The organism is Acinetobacter johnsonii CIP 64.6 (genome assembly GCF_000368045.1).
GTDB classification, from domain to species: domain Bacteria; phylum Pseudomonadota; class Gammaproteobacteria; order Pseudomonadales; family Moraxellaceae; genus Acinetobacter; species Acinetobacter johnsonii.
In genome coordinates this window covers 60,726-78,692 of the sequence record NZ_KB849237.1, presented here as the reverse complement: position 1 = coordinate 78,692, position 17,967 = coordinate 60,726, and the positions used below count along the sequence as shown (strand labels likewise).

Annotated in this window: 12 protein-coding genes, 2 tRNA genes and 2 rRNA genes; 4 read left to right on the top strand and 12 right to left on the bottom strand. The window is 43.7% G+C overall.

Going from position 1 to position 17,967, the window contains the following annotated elements; all coding sequences use genetic code 11:
- Positions 1-71: 71 nt before the first annotated feature.
- From F986_RS16970 to tyrS, 5 genes are all read right to left on the bottom strand, one after another.
- Positions 72-2,965: ribosomal RNA gene (locus F986_RS16970) — 23S ribosomal RNA — on the bottom strand.
- 434 nt (positions 2,966-3,399) lie between these two features.
- Positions 3,400-3,475 (bottom strand) — tRNA-Ala (locus F986_RS16965).
- A gap of 68 nt (positions 3,476-3,543) precedes the next feature.
- Positions 3,544-3,620: transfer RNA gene (locus F986_RS16960), tRNA-Ile, on the bottom strand.
- A 61-nt stretch (positions 3,621-3,681) separates the two neighbouring features.
- A 16S ribosomal RNA gene (locus F986_RS16955) occupies positions 3,682-5,219 on the bottom strand.
- Together the 16S and 23S rRNA genes with 2 tRNA genes alongside form the textbook arrangement of a ribosomal RNA operon.
- 1,288 nt (positions 5,220-6,507) lie before the next feature.
- Positions 6,508-7,740: a tyrosine--tRNA ligase gene (tyrS, locus tag F986_RS16950; RefSeq protein WP_004697502.1), complete on the bottom strand. Its 1,233-nt coding sequence runs from the start codon at positions 7,738-7,740 to the stop codon at positions 6,508-6,510.
- 63 nt (positions 7,741-7,803) lie between these two features.
- Here tyrS and F986_RS16945 point away from each other — a divergent pair, with 63 nt between their 5' ends.
- Positions 7,804-8,931, top strand: coding sequence for an anhydro-N-acetylmuramic acid kinase (locus tag F986_RS16945; RefSeq protein WP_004697501.1), 1,128 nt, complete (start codon positions 7,804-7,806; stop codon positions 8,929-8,931).
- 112 nt (positions 8,932-9,043) lie between these two features.
- On the opposite strand, the gene F986_RS16940 is transcribed toward F986_RS16945, so the two are convergent.
- The 4 genes from F986_RS16940 to F986_RS16925 all read right to left on the bottom strand — a co-directional run bounded on the left by F986_RS16940 (position 9,044) and on the right by F986_RS16925 (position 13,290).
- Positions 9,044-10,327, bottom strand: a complete 1,284-nt coding sequence (locus tag F986_RS16940; RefSeq protein WP_004697500.1) for a lytic murein transglycosylase — start codon at positions 10,325-10,327, stop codon at positions 9,044-9,046.
- 773 nt (positions 10,328-11,100) lie between these two features.
- Positions 11,101-12,222: a 5-(carboxyamino)imidazole ribonucleotide synthase gene (locus F986_RS16935; protein ID WP_004697499.1), complete on the bottom strand. Its 1,122-nt coding sequence runs from the start codon at positions 12,220-12,222 to the stop codon at positions 11,101-11,103.
- Positions 12,223-12,237: 15 nt separating this feature from the next.
- Entirely contained in the window at positions 12,238-12,750 is a 513-nt protein-coding gene (gene purE, locus F986_RS16930) for a 5-(carboxyamino)imidazole ribonucleotide mutase (RefSeq protein WP_004697498.1), read from the bottom strand.
- Positions 12,751-12,951: 201 nt separating this feature from the next.
- Entirely contained in the window at positions 12,952-13,290 is a 339-nt protein-coding gene (locus F986_RS16925; RefSeq protein ID WP_004697497.1) for a DMT family protein, read from the bottom strand.
- 255 nt (positions 13,291-13,545) lie between these two features.
- Here F986_RS16925 and mpl point away from each other — a divergent pair, with 255 nt between their 5' ends.
- The gene (mpl, locus tag F986_RS16920) at positions 13,546-14,913 is read left to right on the top strand and encodes a UDP-N-acetylmuramate:L-alanyl-gamma-D-glutamyl-meso-diaminopimelate ligase (protein ID WP_004697496.1); all 1,368 of its coding nucleotides are present in this window, start codon (positions 13,546-13,548) and stop codon (positions 14,911-14,913) included.
- Positions 14,914-14,973: 60 nt separating this feature from the next.
- Here the strand turns inward: mpl and F986_RS16915 are convergent, their stop codons facing one another.
- The 3 genes from F986_RS16915 to F986_RS16905 form a co-directional block, all read right to left on the bottom strand.
- Positions 14,974-15,357, bottom strand: a complete 384-nt coding sequence (locus F986_RS16915; RefSeq protein ID WP_004697495.1) for a hypothetical protein — start codon at positions 15,355-15,357, stop codon at positions 14,974-14,976.
- An 87-nt stretch (positions 15,358-15,444) separates the two neighbouring features.
- Positions 15,445-15,729 carry a GNAT family N-acetyltransferase gene (locus tag F986_RS16910; RefSeq protein ID WP_004697494.1) on the bottom strand — a complete coding sequence of 95 codons (285 nt, stop codon included), beginning with the start codon at positions 15,727-15,729 and terminating at the stop codon, positions 15,445-15,447.
- A 39-nt stretch (positions 15,730-15,768) separates the two neighbouring features.
- On the bottom strand, positions 15,769-16,053 hold the full coding sequence (locus tag F986_RS16905) for a GNAT family N-acetyltransferase (RefSeq protein WP_004697492.1): 285 nt from the start codon (positions 16,051-16,053) through the stop codon (positions 15,769-15,771).
- Positions 16,054-16,452: 399 nt separating this feature from the next.
- Here F986_RS16905 and F986_RS16900 point away from each other — a divergent pair, with 399 nt between their 5' ends.
- Together F986_RS16900 and F986_RS16895 are read left to right on the top strand one after the other, a co-directional pair.
- Complete coding sequence (locus F986_RS16900) at positions 16,453-17,418, top strand: TerC family protein (protein WP_004697489.1); 966 nt, start codon at positions 16,453-16,455, stop codon at positions 17,416-17,418.
- Between the two features lie 185 nt (positions 17,419-17,603).
- Entirely contained in the window at positions 17,604-17,966 is a 363-nt protein-coding gene (locus F986_RS16895; RefSeq protein WP_004697488.1) for a hypothetical protein, read from the top strand.
- Position 17,967 lies beyond the last annotated feature (1 nt).

Sequence of the window (17,967 nt, the reverse complement as noted above, 5' to 3'; positions counted from 1 at the left end):
TATCTAGCTTTATAACTAAATCAAGTTGTTTGCAGTGATTTGAACCACAACACCAACTGTTTGGGTGTTGTATAGTCAAGCCTCACGAGCAATTAGTATTGGTCAGCTTCACATATCACTATGCTTCCACATCCAACCTATCAACGTCGTAGTCTTCAACGGCTCTTTAGAGGACATAAAGTCCTAGGGAAATCTTATCTTGAGGTAGGCTTCCCGCTTAGATGCTTTCAGCGGTTATCCCTTCCGAACATAGCTACCCGGCGATGCGACTGGCGTCACAACCGGTACACCAGAGGTTCGTCCACTCTGGTCCTCTCGTACTAGGAGCAGATCCTCTCAAATTTCCAACGCCCACGGTAGATAGGGACCGAACTGTCTCACGACGTTCTAAACCCAGCTCGCGTACCTCTTTAAATGGCGAACAGCCATACCCTTGGGACCTGCTTCAGCCCCAGGATGAGATGAGCCGACATCGAGGTGCCAAACACCGCCGTCGATATGAACTCTTGGGCGGTATCAGCCTGTTATCCCCAGAGTACCTTTTATCCGTTGAGCGATGGCCCTTCCATACAGAACCACCGGATCACTAAGACCTACTTTCGTACCTGCTCGACTTGTGGGTCTCGCAGTTAAGCGCGCTTTTGCCTTTATACTCTACGCGTGATTTCCGACCACGCTGAGCGCACCTTCGTACTCCTCCGTTACTCTTTAGGAGGAGACCGCCCCAGTCAAACTACCCACCAGACATGGTCCTCGTCCCGGATAACGGGACAGAGTTAGAACCTCAATATTACCAGGGTGGTATTTCAAGATTGGCTCCACCGAAACTAGCGTCTCGGCTTCAAAGCCTCCCACCTATCCTACACAAGTAAGATCAAAGTTCAATGTCAAGCTGCAGTAAAGGTTCACGGGGTCTTTCCGTCTAGCCGCGGGTACACCGCATCTTCACGGCGAATTCGATTTCACTGAGTCTCTGCTGGAGACAGCGCCCCCATCATTATGCCATTCGTGCAGGTCGGAACTTACCCGACAAGGAATTTCGCTACCTTAGGACCGTTATAGTTACGGCCGCCGTTTACTGGGGCTTCGATCAAGAGCTTCGCTTACGCTAACCCCATCAATTAACCTTCCAGCACCGGGCAGGCATCACACCCTATACGTCCACTTTCGTGTTTGCAGAGTGCTATGTTTTTAATAAACAGTTGCAGGGGCCTGGTTTCTGTGGCTGCCAATAGCTCAAGGAGTAAATCCTATCACCGTCGGCAGCGTACCTTCTCCCGAAGTTACGGTACCATTTTGCCTAGTTCCTTCAGCAGAGTTCTCTCAAGCGCTTTGGTCTACTCGACCTGACCACCTGTGTCGGTTTCGGGTACGATTCCTATGTAACTGAAGCTTAGAGACTTTTCCTGGAAGCATGGTATCAGCCACTTCACTGTACAAGTACAGCTTGCTATCAGTTCTCAGCATAGAGTACCCCGGATTTGCCTAAGATACATGCCTACAACCTTCCACCTGGACAACCAACGCCAGGCTGACTTAACCTTCTCCGTCCTCTCATCGCATTACATAGAAGTATTGGAATATTAACCAATTTCCCATCGACTACGCCTCTCGGCCTCGCCTTAGGGGTCGACTCACCCAGCCCCGATTAACGTTGGACTGGAACCCTTGGTCTTTCAGCGTGCGAGTTTTTCACTCGCATTGTCGTTACTCACGTCAGCATTCGCACTTCTGATACCTCCAGCATACTTCTCAATACACCTTCATCGGCTTACAGAACGCTCCCCTACCACTTGCAATAAATTGCAAATCCGCAGCTTCGGCATATAGTTTTAGCCCCGTTACATCTTCCGCGCAGGCCGACTCGACTAGTGAGCTATTACGCTTTCTTTAAAGGGTGGCTGCTTCTAAGCCAACCTCCTAGCTGTCTATGCCTTCCCACATCGTTTCCCACTTAACTATAATTTTGGGGCCTTAGCTGGCGGTCTGGATTGTTTTCCTCTTGACTACGGACGTTAGCACCCGCAGTCTGTCTCCCGGATAGTACTCATTGGTATTCGGAGTTTGCATCGGTTTGGTAAGTCGGGATGACCCCCTAGCCGAAACAGTGCTCTACCCCCAATGGTATTCGTCCGAGGCGCTACCTAAATAGCTTTCGGGGAGAACCAGCTATCACCGAGTTTGATTAGCCTTTCACCCCTATCCACAAGTCATCCCCTGGCTTTTCAACGACAGTGGGTTCGGTCCTCCAGTTAGTGTTACCCAACCTTCAACCTGCTCATGGATAGATCACCCGGTTTCGGGTCTACACCCAGCAACTAAACGCCCTATTAAGACTCGATTTCTCTACGGCTCCCCTATGCGGTTAACCTTGCTACTGAATGTAAGTCGCTGACCCATTATACAAAAGGTACGCAGTCACCGAACAAGTCGGCTCCCACTGCTTGTATGCATGCGGTTTCAGGATCTATTTCACTCCCCTCACAGGGGTTCTTTTCGCCTTTCCCTCACGGTACTGGTTCACTATCGGTCAGTCAGGAGTATTTAGCCTTGGAGGATGGTCCCCCCATATTCAGACAAGGTTTCACGTGCCCCGCCCTACTCGACATCATCATATAAGCCCTTTCGTGTACAGGACTATCACCCACTATGGTTGCACTTCCCAGAGCATTCCACTAGAACTTATATGACTTAATGGGCTTTTCCCCGTTCGCTCGCCGCTACTGAGGGAATCTCAATTGATTTCTTTTCCTAAGGGTACTGAGATGTTTCACTTCCCCTCGTTCGCCTCGTATGACTATGTATTCATCATACGATACCTGCCTTATGACAGGTGGGTTTCCCCATTCAGAAATCTCCGGATCACAGGATATTTGCCGCCTCCCCGGAGCTTATCGCAGGCTATTACGTCTTTCATCGCCTCTGACTGCCAAGGCATCCACCACATGCACTTAATTACTTGACTATACAACCCCAAACAGTCGTTAATCCCTACAAGTAGGATTAAGACAGTCTATGATGATTTCTCATCACTTCCTTACAGTTTGTTGTTCTGTGTACTTAAACACTGTACAGCTTCAATTCAATTCACATACCAAAACGCTTGATTCAGTTAATTTCGCTAGTAACTCATTTCTTCAACCTTCATCAATCAGTAATAAATCACTGTTAATGTCGATCTTAAAAACGAGTATGAACAAATTATTTCAACTCAAATATATTCTGTTAATGATTTTTCCAGCCTTCGTCAGGTCAGGAAACTGTGATAAATCACAGAAGTTAATAAAATGTAAACCAATATCTACTTCTTACTAATTTCTGTAATCCAACCTATCTGCGCGAAGCATAGCTTCTTGCTTAAATTTCAAGGAAAAACATTGTTTTTCTATTCTTGAAATTTGGTGGAGACTAGGAGAGTCGAACTCCTGACCTCCTGCGTGCAAAGCAGGCGCTCTACCAACTAAGCTAAGTCCCCAGCTTATCAATAAGTCAATGTCTCTGTTTTTCTGTATTCAGCATTTAATAATGCTTGTTAGTCAGATTTGGTGGGTCTGACAAGACTTGAACTTGTGACCCCACGCTTATCAAGCGTGTGCTCTAACCAACTGAGCTACAGACCCTCAGATACATCGTCATGAAGAACAACTTGTTGTGGATTCTTACCAATCGTCAATCTTTCGTTAAGGAGGTGATCCAGCCGCAGGTTCCCCTACGGCTACCTTGTTACGACTTCACCCCAGTCATCGGCCACACCGTGGTAAGCGTCCTCCTTGCGGTTAGACTACCTACTTCTGGTGCAACAAATTCCCATGGTGTGACGGGCGGTGTGTACAAGGCCCGGGAACGTATTCACCGCGGCATTCTGATCCGCGATTACTAGCGATTCCGACTTCATGGAGTCGAGTTGCAGACTCCAATCCGGACTACGATCGGCTTTTTGAGATTAGCATCCTATCGCTAGGTAGCAACCCTTTGTACCGACCATTGTAGCACGTGTGTAGCCCTGGTCGTAAGGGCCATGATGACTTGACGTCGTCCCCGCCTTCCTCCAGTTTGTCACTGGCAGTATCCTTAAAGTTCCCGGCTTAACCCGCTGGCAAATAAGGAAAAGGGTTGCGCTCGTTGCGGGACTTAACCCAACATCTCACGACACGAGCTGACGACAGCCATGCAGCACCTGTATGTAAGTTCCCGAAGGCACCAATCCATCTCTGGAAAGTTCTTACTATGTCAAGACCAGGTAAGGTTCTTCGCGTTGCATCGAATTAAACCACATGCTCCACCGCTTGTGCGGGCCCCCGTCAATTCATTTGAGTTTTAGTCTTGCGACCGTACTCCCCAGGCGGTCTACTTATCGCGTTAGCTGCGCCACTAAAGCCTCAAAGGCCCCAACGGCTAGTAGACATCGTTTACGGCATGGACTACCAGGGTATCTAATCCTGTTTGCTCCCCATGCTTTCGTACCTCAGCGTCAGTATTAGGCCAGATGGCTGCCTTCGCCATCGGTATTCCTCCAGATCTCTACGCATTTCACCGCTACACCTGGAATTCTACCATCCTCTCCCATACTCTAGCTTCCCAGTATCGAATGCAATTCCTAAGTTAAGCTCAGGGATTTCACATCCGACTTAAAAAGCCGCCTACGCACGCTTTACGCCCAGTAAATCCGATTAACGCTCGCACCCTCTGTATTACCGCGGCTGCTGGCACAGAGTTAGCCGGTGCTTATTCTGCGAGTAACGTCCACTATCCTAGAGTATTAATCTCGGTAGCCTCCTCCTCGCTTAAAGTGCTTTACAACCAAAAGGCCTTCTTCACACACGCGGCATGGCTGGATCAGGCTTTCGCCCATTGTCCAATATTCCCCACTGCTGCCTCCCGTAGGAGTCTGGGCCGTGTCTCAGTCCCAGTGTGGCGGATCATCCTCTCAGACCCGCTACAGATCGTCGCCTTGGTAGGCCTTTACCCCACCAACTAGCTAATCTGACTTAGGCTCATCTATTAGCGCAAGGTCCGAAGATCCCCTGCTTTCCCCCGTAGGGCGTATGCGGTATTAGCATTCCTTTCGGAATGTTGTCCCCCACTAATAGGCAGATTCCTAAGCATTACTCACCCGTCCGCCGCTAGGTTAGGTAGCAAGCTACCTTTCCCCGCTCGACTTGCATGTGTTAAGCCTGCCGCCAGCGTTCAATCTGAGCCATGATCAAACTCTTCAGTTAAAAATCATTAGTAGCTTATGGCTACAAATCTTGGCTCATCAATTTTCTGACAAATATTTCTCAAATAAACTTCGAGTAATTTCTACCATCAATCAATGAAATATTTTCGATCGATCAATCAGTAAAAATCCACACAAGTTGTTCTTCATAATCTCTTAATGATCTTCCTAACACCTCGTCAGTGCTAGAAGCTGGACTCAATACACTCAACAACTCAGCACTTCGTGCTTCGTGCTTCGTTCGTTTCCGTCTATCTCGTCGGTATGGGGTGCATTCTAGACCATTACGAAATCTTTGCAACCCCCAAATTCACTTATTTGAAACGGGCGTTGGTTTTTTCTACAAAATTTAAGAAAAACCGTATTTTTCATCTATTTTTTGATCATATTTATAATTTTTTCTCTTATTTCTTTCAATATGAGCCTTTCATTTCCAATCTTTAAAAGTCTTTTAAGCTTAAAATTTAAGCCTTAACATTTATTTTTTCTTTAGGATGAGTCTTATCAATCTTCTAGTAACGTTTTCAGACTTAAAATCACTCTGTATTTCTTTCATCTCTGTATTTTTGATAAATCATCTTTCTAAAGACGTAGTTCTTTTATATTTAATACGCGCCTAAGCTGAAAAACTGCCACATCGCTATAAAAGCACCTAATATTTAGCAAGAATGGAATGCTTAGTCTGTTTTTATTTCATTCGCGTAATAGCAAAGCCCTCTTCTATCTATACCATGGTCAAGATAATTCAAGACAGAGCTGAAATAACAGCCACGATAAAGCTTGATGATACGAAGCATCTGGATATAAGTAGAAAACGCAGTGCTATATACCTGTAAAGCTGGTGACCAGCTTTATTTAAAAGTCTGTTGCACCTAACTTTTATGACAGCTCGTTATTTGTCTGCGAGAAACTGATTTTAAAAACTAAATTTTTGCCAATAAAAAAGGAAGAGATCTCTCCCAAAACCTCTTCCTCGGAGTTAGATCGTTATCTGATCCATAGATGTCATTATTATAGTTATCTTAAAAAAAGTCCCTTGGGGAAGAGACTTGAAAACTGTGGAGAATTATTCTTATTGACCCTTCTAGCGATGTTAAAAACATTGACTAGACGTTGAAATCATATACACACTCATTTTAAATTGCAATATTTTTGGAAAAAATTAAGCATTGTTTTTATAAGGTTTTTTTTGAATTTTCTTATTTGATTTTTTTATAAAGATTAAAAAATTAAAAGCAGACCGAAGCCTGCTTTTATATCAATAACTTAAAGCATATATATGTACTGACTTAGTCAGTAAAAGTGACTTTCGCAATGGCTTTTTTACCCGACTGGATAATTAAAGTGACATTTTCTTTAACAGAGAAACTCATATCGACCACGTTCCAATCGACTTTGACCGCACCACGAGCCACGGCATCTTTTGCTGCTGCTGCATTTGGGTTTAAGCCCGCTACGCGAAGAATCGTTGCAATAAACAACTCACCACCAAATTCAGCGCGTGAAATCGTCACTTCAGGTGTCCCTTCGGGTAGTTCACCCTCAGTAATCAGATTACCTGCACCTTTATGTGCATTTTCTGCAGCTTCTGCACCGTGGAAACGCTCTACCAACTCAAGTGCTAGAATTTTCTTCACTTCTTGTGGATTACGCCCTTCAGCAATTTCGTTTAGCAGGACTTTAATGTCTTCAACGGATTTAAAACTGAGTAAATCGAAATAGCGTTCAATTAAAGCATCTGGCATCGAAAGGACTTTTTGATACATCGCTCCTGGTGCATCAAATACCCCAATATAGTTACCCAAAGACTTAGACATTTTGTTCACACCGTCTAAACCTTCAAGGATTGGTACAGTAATGCAGACTTGTGCTTCTTGATCATAACGACCCTGAAGTGTACGCCCCATCAATAAGTTAAAGGTTTGGTCTGTACCGCCTAACTCAACATCCGCCTCAAGGGCAATCGAGTCATAGCCTTGAACCAATGGATATAAAAATTCATGAATTGCGATTGGTTGATGGTTGTTATAACGCTTGGTGAAATCATCACGCTCAAGCATACGTGCAACCGTTTGCTGTGAGGCCAACTGAATCAGGTCAGCAGCCGTTTTTTCGGCAAACCATTCTGAGTTAAAACGCACTTTAGTTTTGTTCGGATCAAGAATTTTAAACACCTGTTCTTGATAAGTTTTTGCATTTTCAAGCACTTGCTCACGCGATAATGGTGGGCGTGTTGCACTTTTTCCAGTCGGGTCACCGATCATTGCGGTATAGTCCCCTATCAGGAAGGTCACGTCATGACCCAAATCTTGGAAAGTTTTCAGTTTATTAATTAAAACCGTATGCCCCAAGTGCAAGTCAGGCGCAGTCGGGTCAAAGCCCGCTTTAATTTTTAAAGGACGATTTTCTTTTAATTTCTTCAGAAGATCTTCTTCAGAAATAATTTCATGCGTGCCTCGTTGAATGAGAGCAAGTTGTTCTTCAGCCGGCAGGAAATTTGACATCACAAAACCCAAACACATCAGTTATTCAATTTGTGCGATATACTAACACTTTTTCAGCACATTGCAGGCTTTAGAATAATCATGACAGCGATCTATATTGGGGTAATGACCGGCACCAGCATGGATGGTGTTGATATTGTTGCTGCTTCTTTTGATCCATTGCAGCTTCACGCCACCCTCACTCTTTCTTTCGACCCAGATTTACGCGATGAACTGATGGCACTCACTTTGCCCGGTGACAACGAAATCGACCGTATGGGCAAGGCAGATGTGGCTTTAGCAAAGATGATTGGCGAAGGCATCAATCAGTTGATTGAGCAAAGTCATTTAGATCGTAGTCAAATCAAAGCGATTGGCTCACATGGACAAACTATTCGCCACCGCCCAGAGCATGGCTTTACCCTGCAAATTGGTGACCCAAACATCATCACTGAAATCACCCAAATTCCAGTGATTTCAGATTTTCGACGTCGTGATATGGCCGCAGGTGGACAAGGTGCCCCGCTGGTTCCTGCTTTTCACCAAGATATGTTCCAACATGAGAGTATTCATCGCGTCATCTTAAACCTAGGCGGCATCGCCAATGTCAGTATGTTACCCGCAGGCCAATCTGATCAGGTCTACGGTTTTGATACAGGCCCAGCCAACATTTTAATGGATGCATGGTGTGAACGTTTTACTGGACAGCCCTATGATGAAAATGGCAATTGGGCAGCCTACGGCCATCCGATTCGCAGCCTGCTCGATCGCCTACAATCACATGAGTATTTTTCCAAAGAACCACCAAAAAGCACTGGCCGTGAAGACTTCAACCTCGAATGGTTAGATGAACAAATTGCCGACTGGCGCAATGACCTTGAATATGACGAGCTTGAAGACAGTCCTGAAAATGTTCAAGCCACCTTAATGAAGCTCACCACACGTGCCATTAAAAAAGCCATCTATCGCTCCGATATGGATACTGGTGAAGTCTACGTCTGTGGTGGTGGTGCCTATAATTCACACCTTTTAGAACAATTACGTTGGCGCTTACGTAAGCACAATTGGTCCGTACAAACCACCTCTGCGATTGGCTTAGCCCCAACGTGGGTGGAAGCGACTGCCTTTGCTTGGTTGGCCATGCGTTTTATCCAGCAACTCAGTGGCAACTTACCGACAGTGACAGGCGCACAAGGTAACCGTATTCTCGGGACGATTACCGCGGTTTAAACATCAAAGCGCTTCTGACCTTTTAGTCGCAACCCGAGCAAATCAAAAAAAGCCAGTCTGGTGAATAACCGACTGGCTTTTTATCTATCTCAGCGATTTTTTGCTGTTAATGTTAACGCATCATCAACTTGGCATTTTCCTGACGAAAGGCTTTTAAAATTTGCTGTCCCGCTCGCCCCGTCGGGCTTAAACCTAAACGGATTTGCTCCTGTCGAATCGCTTGACGAGTTTTATCACCAATCAAACCATCCACCGCGCCAATATCATAGCCACGGTTCAGTAAAAACTGCTGAATTTCACGACGTTCAGAACGCGAAGTGCCTGCATCATCGGTTGGCCAAGTTGTACTAAACCCGCCTTGCCCTTGTAAGCGGTCTGACAAATGCGCAATCGCTAATGCATAACTTTCTGCTGCGTTATAACTATAGATTGCATCAAAGTTTTTAAACACTAAAAACAGTGGACCATTTTCACCAGCAGATGCCATCAACCCCGCTTGCGAGCTAGAAGATAAATTGCCTTGAATTAACGCTGAGCCATCTGCACGTACCAAGCCATTTTGCATCCAGTAAGATAAGGACTTCTTATTGCGACGACTTTCACCACTCAGAGAGATCGCTTGCGGATTTTTCACTTCAAATCCCCAAGGTTGCCCAGTTTGCCAACCGCGTTTTTTGAGGAAATTGGCTGTTGATGCTAAAGCATCTGTAGTACTCGACACCAAATCACGGCGTCCATCGCCATCAAAGTCGACGGCCAGCTCTTCATACGTCGATGGCATAAACTGGGTATGGCCAAACGCACCTGCCCATGAGCCTTTCAGTTGTGGCTCCGTTAAATCGCCACGCTGTAAAATACGCATAGCGGCAAAAAACTCTCCACGGAAATAGCTTTGGCGGCGCCCTTCACAACTCAATGTGCCTAAAGCTTGTAATAATGGATATTTACCTGAAATATCGCCAAAATTACTTTCCACGCCCCACACGGCAACCACGGTCTCCGCAGGCACACCATATGCTGCCGCAACACGATTCAACACTTCACGATGCTGCGCCAATTTTTGCTGACCTACTGCAACACGCTCATCATCCACCAATCCTGACAAATAATCCCAAATCGGCGTGGAAAATTCAGGTTGGTAATTTAATTTTTCAATCACAGAATAATCAGGCGCTAAATTTTGTGTGTAGCGATCATAAGTGGACGCAGACACACCATTCGAAATCGCTTGGTTTTTTAAATTGGCAATACAGCTTTGAAATGAATTCTGAGGACGATAATCGGAAGTTGCGACATTTGAACTGCCTGTAACTTTTTGACCATTAATAATAAGCTCAGCATTCGCCTGAGTCGCCGCTAAAAAAAATGAACCTAAAAGAAAAGCAAAACGGTGCATAAAATCCCTAATGATTCTTTATCTCTGAATTATGCTTTTAACCTTAACACTTTCGATTTCACTTTTCTGAATCAAAACGTAAATGAATATTCATTTTGGTTTAAATTCAAAACCATCTTTTAAATTTAAAACCACTTACCCACAACACTACAGATCTCAACTTTTGAATTCAAAAACAACCTTTAGTTCAGCAAGCACTTTAAATTCAATCATCTTGTTTTAAATTTATTTTATCCACATTTTTATTTAACATTAATAATCAACAATATAAAGAAAATAAACCATCACAACTAAAGCTCAATATTTTTAAATTCAAAACTTTAAATTCATCTCGCAGACTTTAAATTTATTGTTTTGAATTTAAATTCAAACAACATCAAAACATTTAAATTCATTTTAAATTTAAAACTCACTTTTGAATTCAAAATTTTACTTCTATTTTTTAAATTCAAAATAGACTTAAAAAGATATCCACACACCCAAGTTGATAGAGATCTCTGCTATTTCAGCATTTTTTAGGTGAACATCAGTGTCACATTCAATTGTGGGCTCTGTTTTAAACGTGCTTCTCCACACAAAACTCGCTTTATTTTTGCTTTCAGTTTATTTTTCTATGCGCTAATTTTATTTAAACGGATAAAAAACACGCAATTTATTTTAATTTTGATCCGATTAACGGTCACTTTTTTCAAAGAGGCGCAATCATGCCTGAATGAGTCCAAATAAAAAAGCGACCACTCTTGTGATCGCTTTTTTTAACAACAACTGAAGCTTTAGATGGTCATATCTTCGCTCAGTGCCAAAGGATTCGGTAAAATTTTCGCCAACTGACGACATAGCGTCGTGAGTTGAGCGGTATCATTCGGCATTAAAGTCAGGTGACCAATCTTACGACCTTCACGTTCTTCCTTATTATAAAGATGTAGATGTACACCCTCTAAGGCCAAGACTTGTTCAGACTGTGGATACTGACCAATAATATTGATCATGACCGTAGGGCGAACTACTTCTGTTGAACCCAAGGGTAAGCCTGCGACTGCACGAATATGGTTTTCAAACTGAGAGCATACTGCGCCTTCAATCGACCAGTGTCCTGAGTTATGCACACGTGGCGCCATTTCATTGGCATACAAACCTTTGTCTGTAACAAACAGTTCTAAGGTCAACACGCCAACATAATTCAAATGATTCAATAGGCGAGTGATGTAGTCTTGTGCAACGGGTTGTAAGTCCGCACTATTCGGTGCAGGAACAATCGAGTGCGACAAAATACCATGATGGTGATGGTTTTCAGCCAATGGCCACGTTTTCACATCGCCATTTTGACCACGTACCGCAATGATTGAAACTTCACGCGAGAACGTCACAAAGCTTTCTGCAATTAAACTACCAGCAGGGCCTAATTCAGCCCATGCTTGTTCAATTTGCTGCTCAGAACGCAATACGAACTGACCTTTACCATCATAGCCACCTGTGGCTGTCTTCAGCACAATCGGTAAACCCAGCTCAGCAACCGCAGCGCTTAAACTTTCTAGGGAATCTACCGCTTTATAAGGCGCAACAGGAATCTCAAGCTCATCAAATAACGCTTTTTCAGACAAGCGATGCTGTGCAATGGCTAAAGCCTGACGCGGCGGATGCATATCTTTTTGCTTGGTCAAAACATCAACATCAGACAAAGGCGTATTTTCAAACTCAAGGCTGAAGACATCTGCACTGGCAATAAAGTCTTGTAAACCGTTTTCAGTTTTGCTTGAAATCACCGTTCCTAAAGCCGCTGAAGGGCAGTCTATACTCACATCAAAGAACGTACATTGAATATTCAGTGGCAAAGCCGCTTGCGCCATCATGCGACCTAGCTGCCCACCACCAAAAATACCGATGGTTTTATTCATGAGGAATGCCCCGTATTAAGCTTGACCTGGAATGTTGTTGCTTGCGACTTTGTCGGTTTGTGCAGCACGGAAATCGGCTACATTTTTTGCAATTTCAGGACGTGTCAGACCTAAAATTTGCGCTGCCATAATCGCGGCATTGGTTGCACCTGCTGGACCAATCGCCAAAGTACCCACTGCAATACCTGCTGGCATTTGCACAATCGATAACAGTGAATCGACACCGTTTAAAATCGAAGACTTCACTGGCACACCCAGTACAGGCAAATCAGTTTTCGCCGCACACATTCCTGGTAAATGCGCCGCACCGCCTGCACCCGCAATAATCACTTGGATACCACGGTCACGTGCTTGTTCAGCATATTCAAAAAGACGATCTGGCGTACGGTGCGCAGACACAACTTCCGCTTCAAATGGGACACCAAGTTGCTTAAGCATATTGGCAGTGTGTTCGAGAGTAGCCCAATCTGATTGAGAACCCATGATAATTCCAACGAGAGGAGTGTCTTGTGAAGCGGCCGCATTCATTGCAATGTTTCCAGAGATAGTTAAGAGAGATAAGAGAGATAAATCTCGACTAGCGCCAAGCTTTAATAAGAGCCCTGTATTATAGACTGATTTTTCAGCTCTCCAAAATTTAACCGTACAACTAAATGCAGATTTTTCTTGTTTTTTTATGGCGTAGCATAAAACTTAAATAAAAAGAGGACTGTAGCCTCACTTTTTGATTTATTGGCTGCGAAAGACAAAATACACACAACCAAATAAACACAGTCCTGCCCATAAATAATCGAGCTTAAAAGGCTGTTTAAATAAGAAAATCATAAACGGTATAAAAACCAAGAGCGTCACCACTTCTTGGGTGATTTTCATTTCACCCATTGACCAGCCTTGCTGTGACAGCATACGGGTCGCAGGAATCATAAAACTGTATTCCACCAACGCGATGAACCAGCTAAATAAAATGGCTTGCCAAAGCGGTACACCCGGCAAAAATTTTAAGTGTCCATACCATGCAAGTGTCATAAAACAGTTGGCAATAATCAATAAAATAAAGGGCAGGGACATGAAGCAAGATCGCCAAATTTAGGAGCATTTTATTCTACGTTTTTTGCTAGAAAATTCAGCAAATATTGCACTTTTCAGCCGACTTTTTTACAGAATAAAAGCGTTGTTCAAGCCGCAGAATAATTAAACGATTAGATACAAGAATCACTATCTTTTCGCTAAGCGCCTTGCTATGGTTGCTTTCACATCGAATTAATCACGACAACAGCACCAACAATACGTGATGTGTCTATAAAAGCAGTGGAGTGAGGCGGAATGCATCTGCATATTTTGGGTATTTGTGGCACCTTTATGGGGTCTTTAGCGCTTTTAGCACGTGATCTTGGCCACACAGTGACGGGTTCGGATCTAAACGTTTATCCTCCCATGTCCACCCAGCTCGAAAATGCAGGCATTACCTTAATGCAAGGTTATGACCGCAGTCATTTACAACCGCATCCTGATTTGGTCATCGTCGGCAATGCTATGAAACGCGGGATTGATGCCGTTGAATACATGCTCAATGAAGGCTTGCCGTATATTTCAGGCCCACAATTTTTGGCCGATCATGTGCTCCAAGGCAAACACGTACTTGGCGTAGCAGGAACCCATGGTAAAACCACCACCACCACCATGTTGGCTTGGGTCTTGGATCAGGCGGGTTTAGAGCCAGGTTTCCTGATAGGCGGTGTACCTTTAGGTTTCTCTGAAAGTGCACGTTTAGGTGCTGGTAAATACTTCTGTGTCGAAGCTGATGAATATGATTCTGCCTTTTTTGACAAACGTTCGAAGTTCGTGCATTACCACCCCAAAACAGCCATTTTAAATAACCTTGAATTTGACCATGCCGATATTTTTGATGATCTAGCAGCAATTCAAAAACAATTCCATCACTTGGTTCGTACCATTCCAAGTGAAGGTCGTATCATTGCGCCTATTACTGAAAGCAATATTGATGAAGTTTTAGAGCAGGGCTGTTGGACACCTGTGGTTCGTACCTCTTTAGAGGCTCACGACCAGTCCGAATTGTATGCCGAACAACTAAGTGCTGATGGTTCGCACTTTAAAGTCCTCCAACACGGCGTGGTGAAAGGCACGGTGCAATGGAACATGACAGGGCAGCACAGCGTAGCGAATGCTTTGGCGACTATAGCTGCGGCTGAACATGTGGGCGTAAGCATTGAAACAGCCTGCGCAGCCCTGTCTAACTTTGGCGGTGTGAAGCGCCGTATGGAGCTTTTAGGCACAGTACGTGGCGTTGAAGTGTATGATGACTTTGCCCATCACCCAACCGCAATAGATACGACGCTGGAAGGCGCACGTAAGCGTTTAGGCGAACGTAAGTTGTGGGCAATTATTGAGCCTCGTTCAAACACGATGCGCAGGGGAAGCCATAAAGATGGACTTGCGCACTCTGCGCGTTTGGCCGATGAAGTGATTTGGTATCAACCAGAAGGTTTGGACTGGGACTTGCAACCTGTCATTGCGGCTGCACCCAACAAGGCCGTGATCGCACGTACATTAGATGACATTATCCATACCATCGTCAGTGAAGCAGGTGATGGCGATGCGGTTGTGATCATGTCCAATGGTGGCTTTGGTGGTTTACACCAAAAATTGATTAGCGCCTTAAACGCAGAATAATTTGTTCCCACTTAGATGAAAAAACCCGCATATGGCGGGTTTTTTTACAAACATATCTAATTAAAAACCAGACATCGTACCCGTATATTCAAAGTCTTTTAGTTTTGACCAACCTTGAACCGTGTCTCCCAAGCGTTTGCTGAAATACATGATCGAAACCCACTGTTCTTGGCCATCATCATAGGTGCCATAAGCAGTGATATGATCATTTTTAATCATAAACAGATCTTTGATTTTACAAGCATCGCTCGGTGCTGAATGAAAATACACTCTGGTTGGAGCAATCACTTTCATGCCCCAACGTGGAATAATCTGAACTTCTTTTTGTTCTGCCTTTTCCTCAAGTTTTACACAATCTTCAGCATGTAATAAAGGGGCAACTGAACAGAATAGGGCAATAGATAAAAGCGTCTTCATATACTTTAATTCCATCATGTTCAGCATTGCAAAGTCCAAATTAGAACTGCAATGGCAGCTATATCGATCTCATTTTAGTTTAACGCTTAGAACCGCGATGAATGTTGTGAACAATTAAGCCGCGACATCTTCAAAACTTTTCTCACGGCGAAACATCACATCGACATAAGAGCAGGTCGGGATAATCTTCAGGTTTTTCTCACGTGAAAAATCAACCAGAGTATCCAACAGCAAACGCGCCACACCTTGACCTCGCAGTGAATCATCAACCCAAGTATGGTTGGCATCAATGGTTGTCTCGTCCCGCCAAATATAACTAATTTCAGCAATGCGCTGACCGTCTGCATTATTTAAAAAAAACTCACCTTTTTGATCACGATCTACATGTTGAAATTGCATAGCATACTCGTTGAATGGATTGATTTATCGTTCTCTATCTTAGTGGAATAAAACATCATGAATAGATGGATCTTTGTCGAATACCGATTCGGAAAAGGGACACAAGGGTAAAATTTTCACGCTCTTATCACGGGCAAAGTCGACCAAAACATCCAATAACTGACGCCCCACATGTTGCCCACGGAGCAACTCACTGACCCAAGTGTGATCAATAATAAATTTATCACCCCCCGCCCAACTATAAGTCATTTCCGCCACACGTTCGTTTTCTTGTTCAACAAAAACTTCGCCTTTACTACCTGTTTCTTGATGTTGAATTTTCATTATTATTCCTCTAGGTGTTTATGCTGTTTTTTAGCTTGCCACAAATTGAAGCAAAATTTTGTCTCATTTATATTTCATCTACAATTTTCTTTAATATTTGCTCAAACCATAAAAATATGCGATGCTTAGCTCACTTTTGGATCAAATCCAAAACCAAATTTATGTTGAACAAGGGGAGTAGCCTCCTCCAAACGTGAAAAATCAATGCCATGCATAACTTTCACGTGTCAGATTATCGTCATTACACTTTGCAAAAAGTCGGTATCTGAGCATTTTAGCGCACAAAATACATACGCTAAAATGTAGGCAAGACCTTGATCATGTTGTCACAGATGTTTTATTTCATCTGGCAGCAGGTCAAGGTTTTTTTGTGGCCGATTGCTGGATGTGGAGGATTTCATGGAATCTATCGGCAATTTATGGCTATACCTTGCTTTTTTCGGCATTGTTACCGTGATGCTACTGATCGACTTTTTAGGCTTTAAACAAAAAGAAGGCCAAGAAGTTAAAATCAAAACAGCCGCGTTATGGAGTATTGCGTGGGTTTCCGTCGCATCACTCTTTGGTGCAGGTCTCTGGCTTTATTTACAACAAACTGCAGGTGTCACTGTGGCCAATACCAAGGTCATGGAGTATTTCGCAGGTTATTTACTTGAAAAATCTTTAGCCGTCGACAACGTCTTTGTCTGGCTGATGATCTTTGCTGCTTTTGCTATCCCACCTGCACTACAACGCCAATTACTGCTGTATGGTGTATTGGGCGCGATTATTCTACGTACCATCTTTATTTTTATTGGCGCGTGGTTCGTGCAAGAGTTCTCATGGATTCTGTATATCTTCGGTGCTTTCTTGGTGTATACGGGCTTCAAATTCTTCAAAGGGCAAAACGAAGAAGAAACCAATATCGAAGATATGGCGATCTTAAAATGGCTGCGCAAACATATGCGGATTACTCCGCAAATGCATGGCAATAAGTTCTTTGTCCGTCAAAACGGGATGTTGTGGGCAACACCACTGTTCTTGGTGTTAATTTTAGTTGAAGCGTCGGATGTAATTTTCGCGGTGGACTCCATTCCTGCAATTTTCGCGGTGACCTCTGATCCGTTTATCGTATTGACTGCAAACTTAATGGCAATTTTGGGTCTACGTGCGATGTTCTTCTTGTTGTCTGGTGCAGCAACCAAGATGCATTATCTCCCATATGGTTTAGGTATTATCTTGGTGTTTATCGGCTTTAAGATGCTCATGCTGGATGTGTTCCATATGCCAATTTGGATTTCACTGGGCTTTATTGTGTTGGTGCTGACCATTACTGCGATCCTATCGATTCGATACAGTAAGAAACATCATCAAACCACCCTCTAATGTTTTAAAAAAGCCTTCCACTTGTGAAGGCTTTTTTATGACTAAATTTTAGTATACTCAAGACTTAATCCTATGATTTTCTGTGCAAATGTACTGTACTTTATGCAGACAGCTCCCTATGATAAGCGGGCTTAAAACCCTTGGTTTTATCTGTAAAAATAAAAGAACCCGAAGGTTGCTCATCCATGCGTACCAAAAAATTAACTCTTGTTGTGGTGCCGGTTTTACTCACGGCATGTAGCGGTTCTAAAACCCTACAACAGGATGTTTACAATAACCAATACAACTGCTACCAAGACTGGCATTTTGAACTGTGCGAACCTGCTAACGAAAATGGCGAATCGAGCTATAGTGGCTCTACTGGGGTTTATATCGGCCCTCAATATTATAAGAACAACCGTAAAGTCCGTTACATGGGCCAAGTCTTGAAAGCTCGCGGACGTCATTCGACGGGCACACCTAGAATCTCGACTCATGTTTTTAGCCATGCCAAATCCCAGCCCATTCGTGGAGGCTTCGGCCGTGGCGGGGGCTCATTCGGAGGTTAAT

Bases quoted from the DNA above. Each gene is read 5' to 3' on its own strand.
- tyrS (WP_004697502.1), bottom strand. From the start codon at position 7,740: ATGTGTTTGGGTTTTGTGATGTCAAATTTCCTGCCGGCTGAAGAACAA.
- F986_RS16945 (WP_004697501.1), top strand. From the start codon at position 7,804: ATGACAGCGATCTATATTGGGGTAATGACCGGCACCAGCATGGATGGT.
- F986_RS16940 (WP_004697500.1), bottom strand. From the start codon at position 10,327: ATGCACCGTTTTGCTTTTCTTTTAGGTTCATTTTTTTTAGCGGCGACT.
- F986_RS16935 (WP_004697499.1), bottom strand. From the start codon at position 12,222: ATGAATAAAACCATCGGTATTTTTGGTGGTGGGCAGCTAGGTCGCATG.
- purE (WP_004697498.1), bottom strand. From the start codon at position 12,750: ATGAATGCGGCCGCTTCACAAGACACTCCTCTCGTTGGAATTATCATG.
- F986_RS16925 (WP_004697497.1), bottom strand. From the start codon at position 13,290: ATGTCCCTGCCCTTTATTTTATTGATTATTGCCAACTGTTTTATGACA.
- mpl (WP_004697496.1), top strand. From the start codon at position 13,546: ATGCATCTGCATATTTTGGGTATTTGTGGCACCTTTATGGGGTCTTTA.
- F986_RS16915 (WP_004697495.1), bottom strand. From the start codon at position 15,357: ATGCTGAACATGATGGAATTAAAGTATATGAAGACGCTTTTATCTATT.
- F986_RS16910 (WP_004697494.1), bottom strand. From the start codon at position 15,729: ATGCAATTTCAACATGTAGATCGTGATCAAAAAGGTGAGTTTTTTTTA.
- F986_RS16905 (WP_004697492.1), bottom strand. From the start codon at position 16,053: ATGAAAATTCAACATCAAGAAACAGGTAGTAAAGGCGAAGTTTTTGTT.
- F986_RS16900 (WP_004697489.1), top strand. From the start codon at position 16,453: ATGGAATCTATCGGCAATTTATGGCTATACCTTGCTTTTTTCGGCATT.
- F986_RS16895 (WP_004697488.1), top strand. From the start codon at position 17,604: ATGCGTACCAAAAAATTAACTCTTGTTGTGGTGCCGGTTTTACTCACG.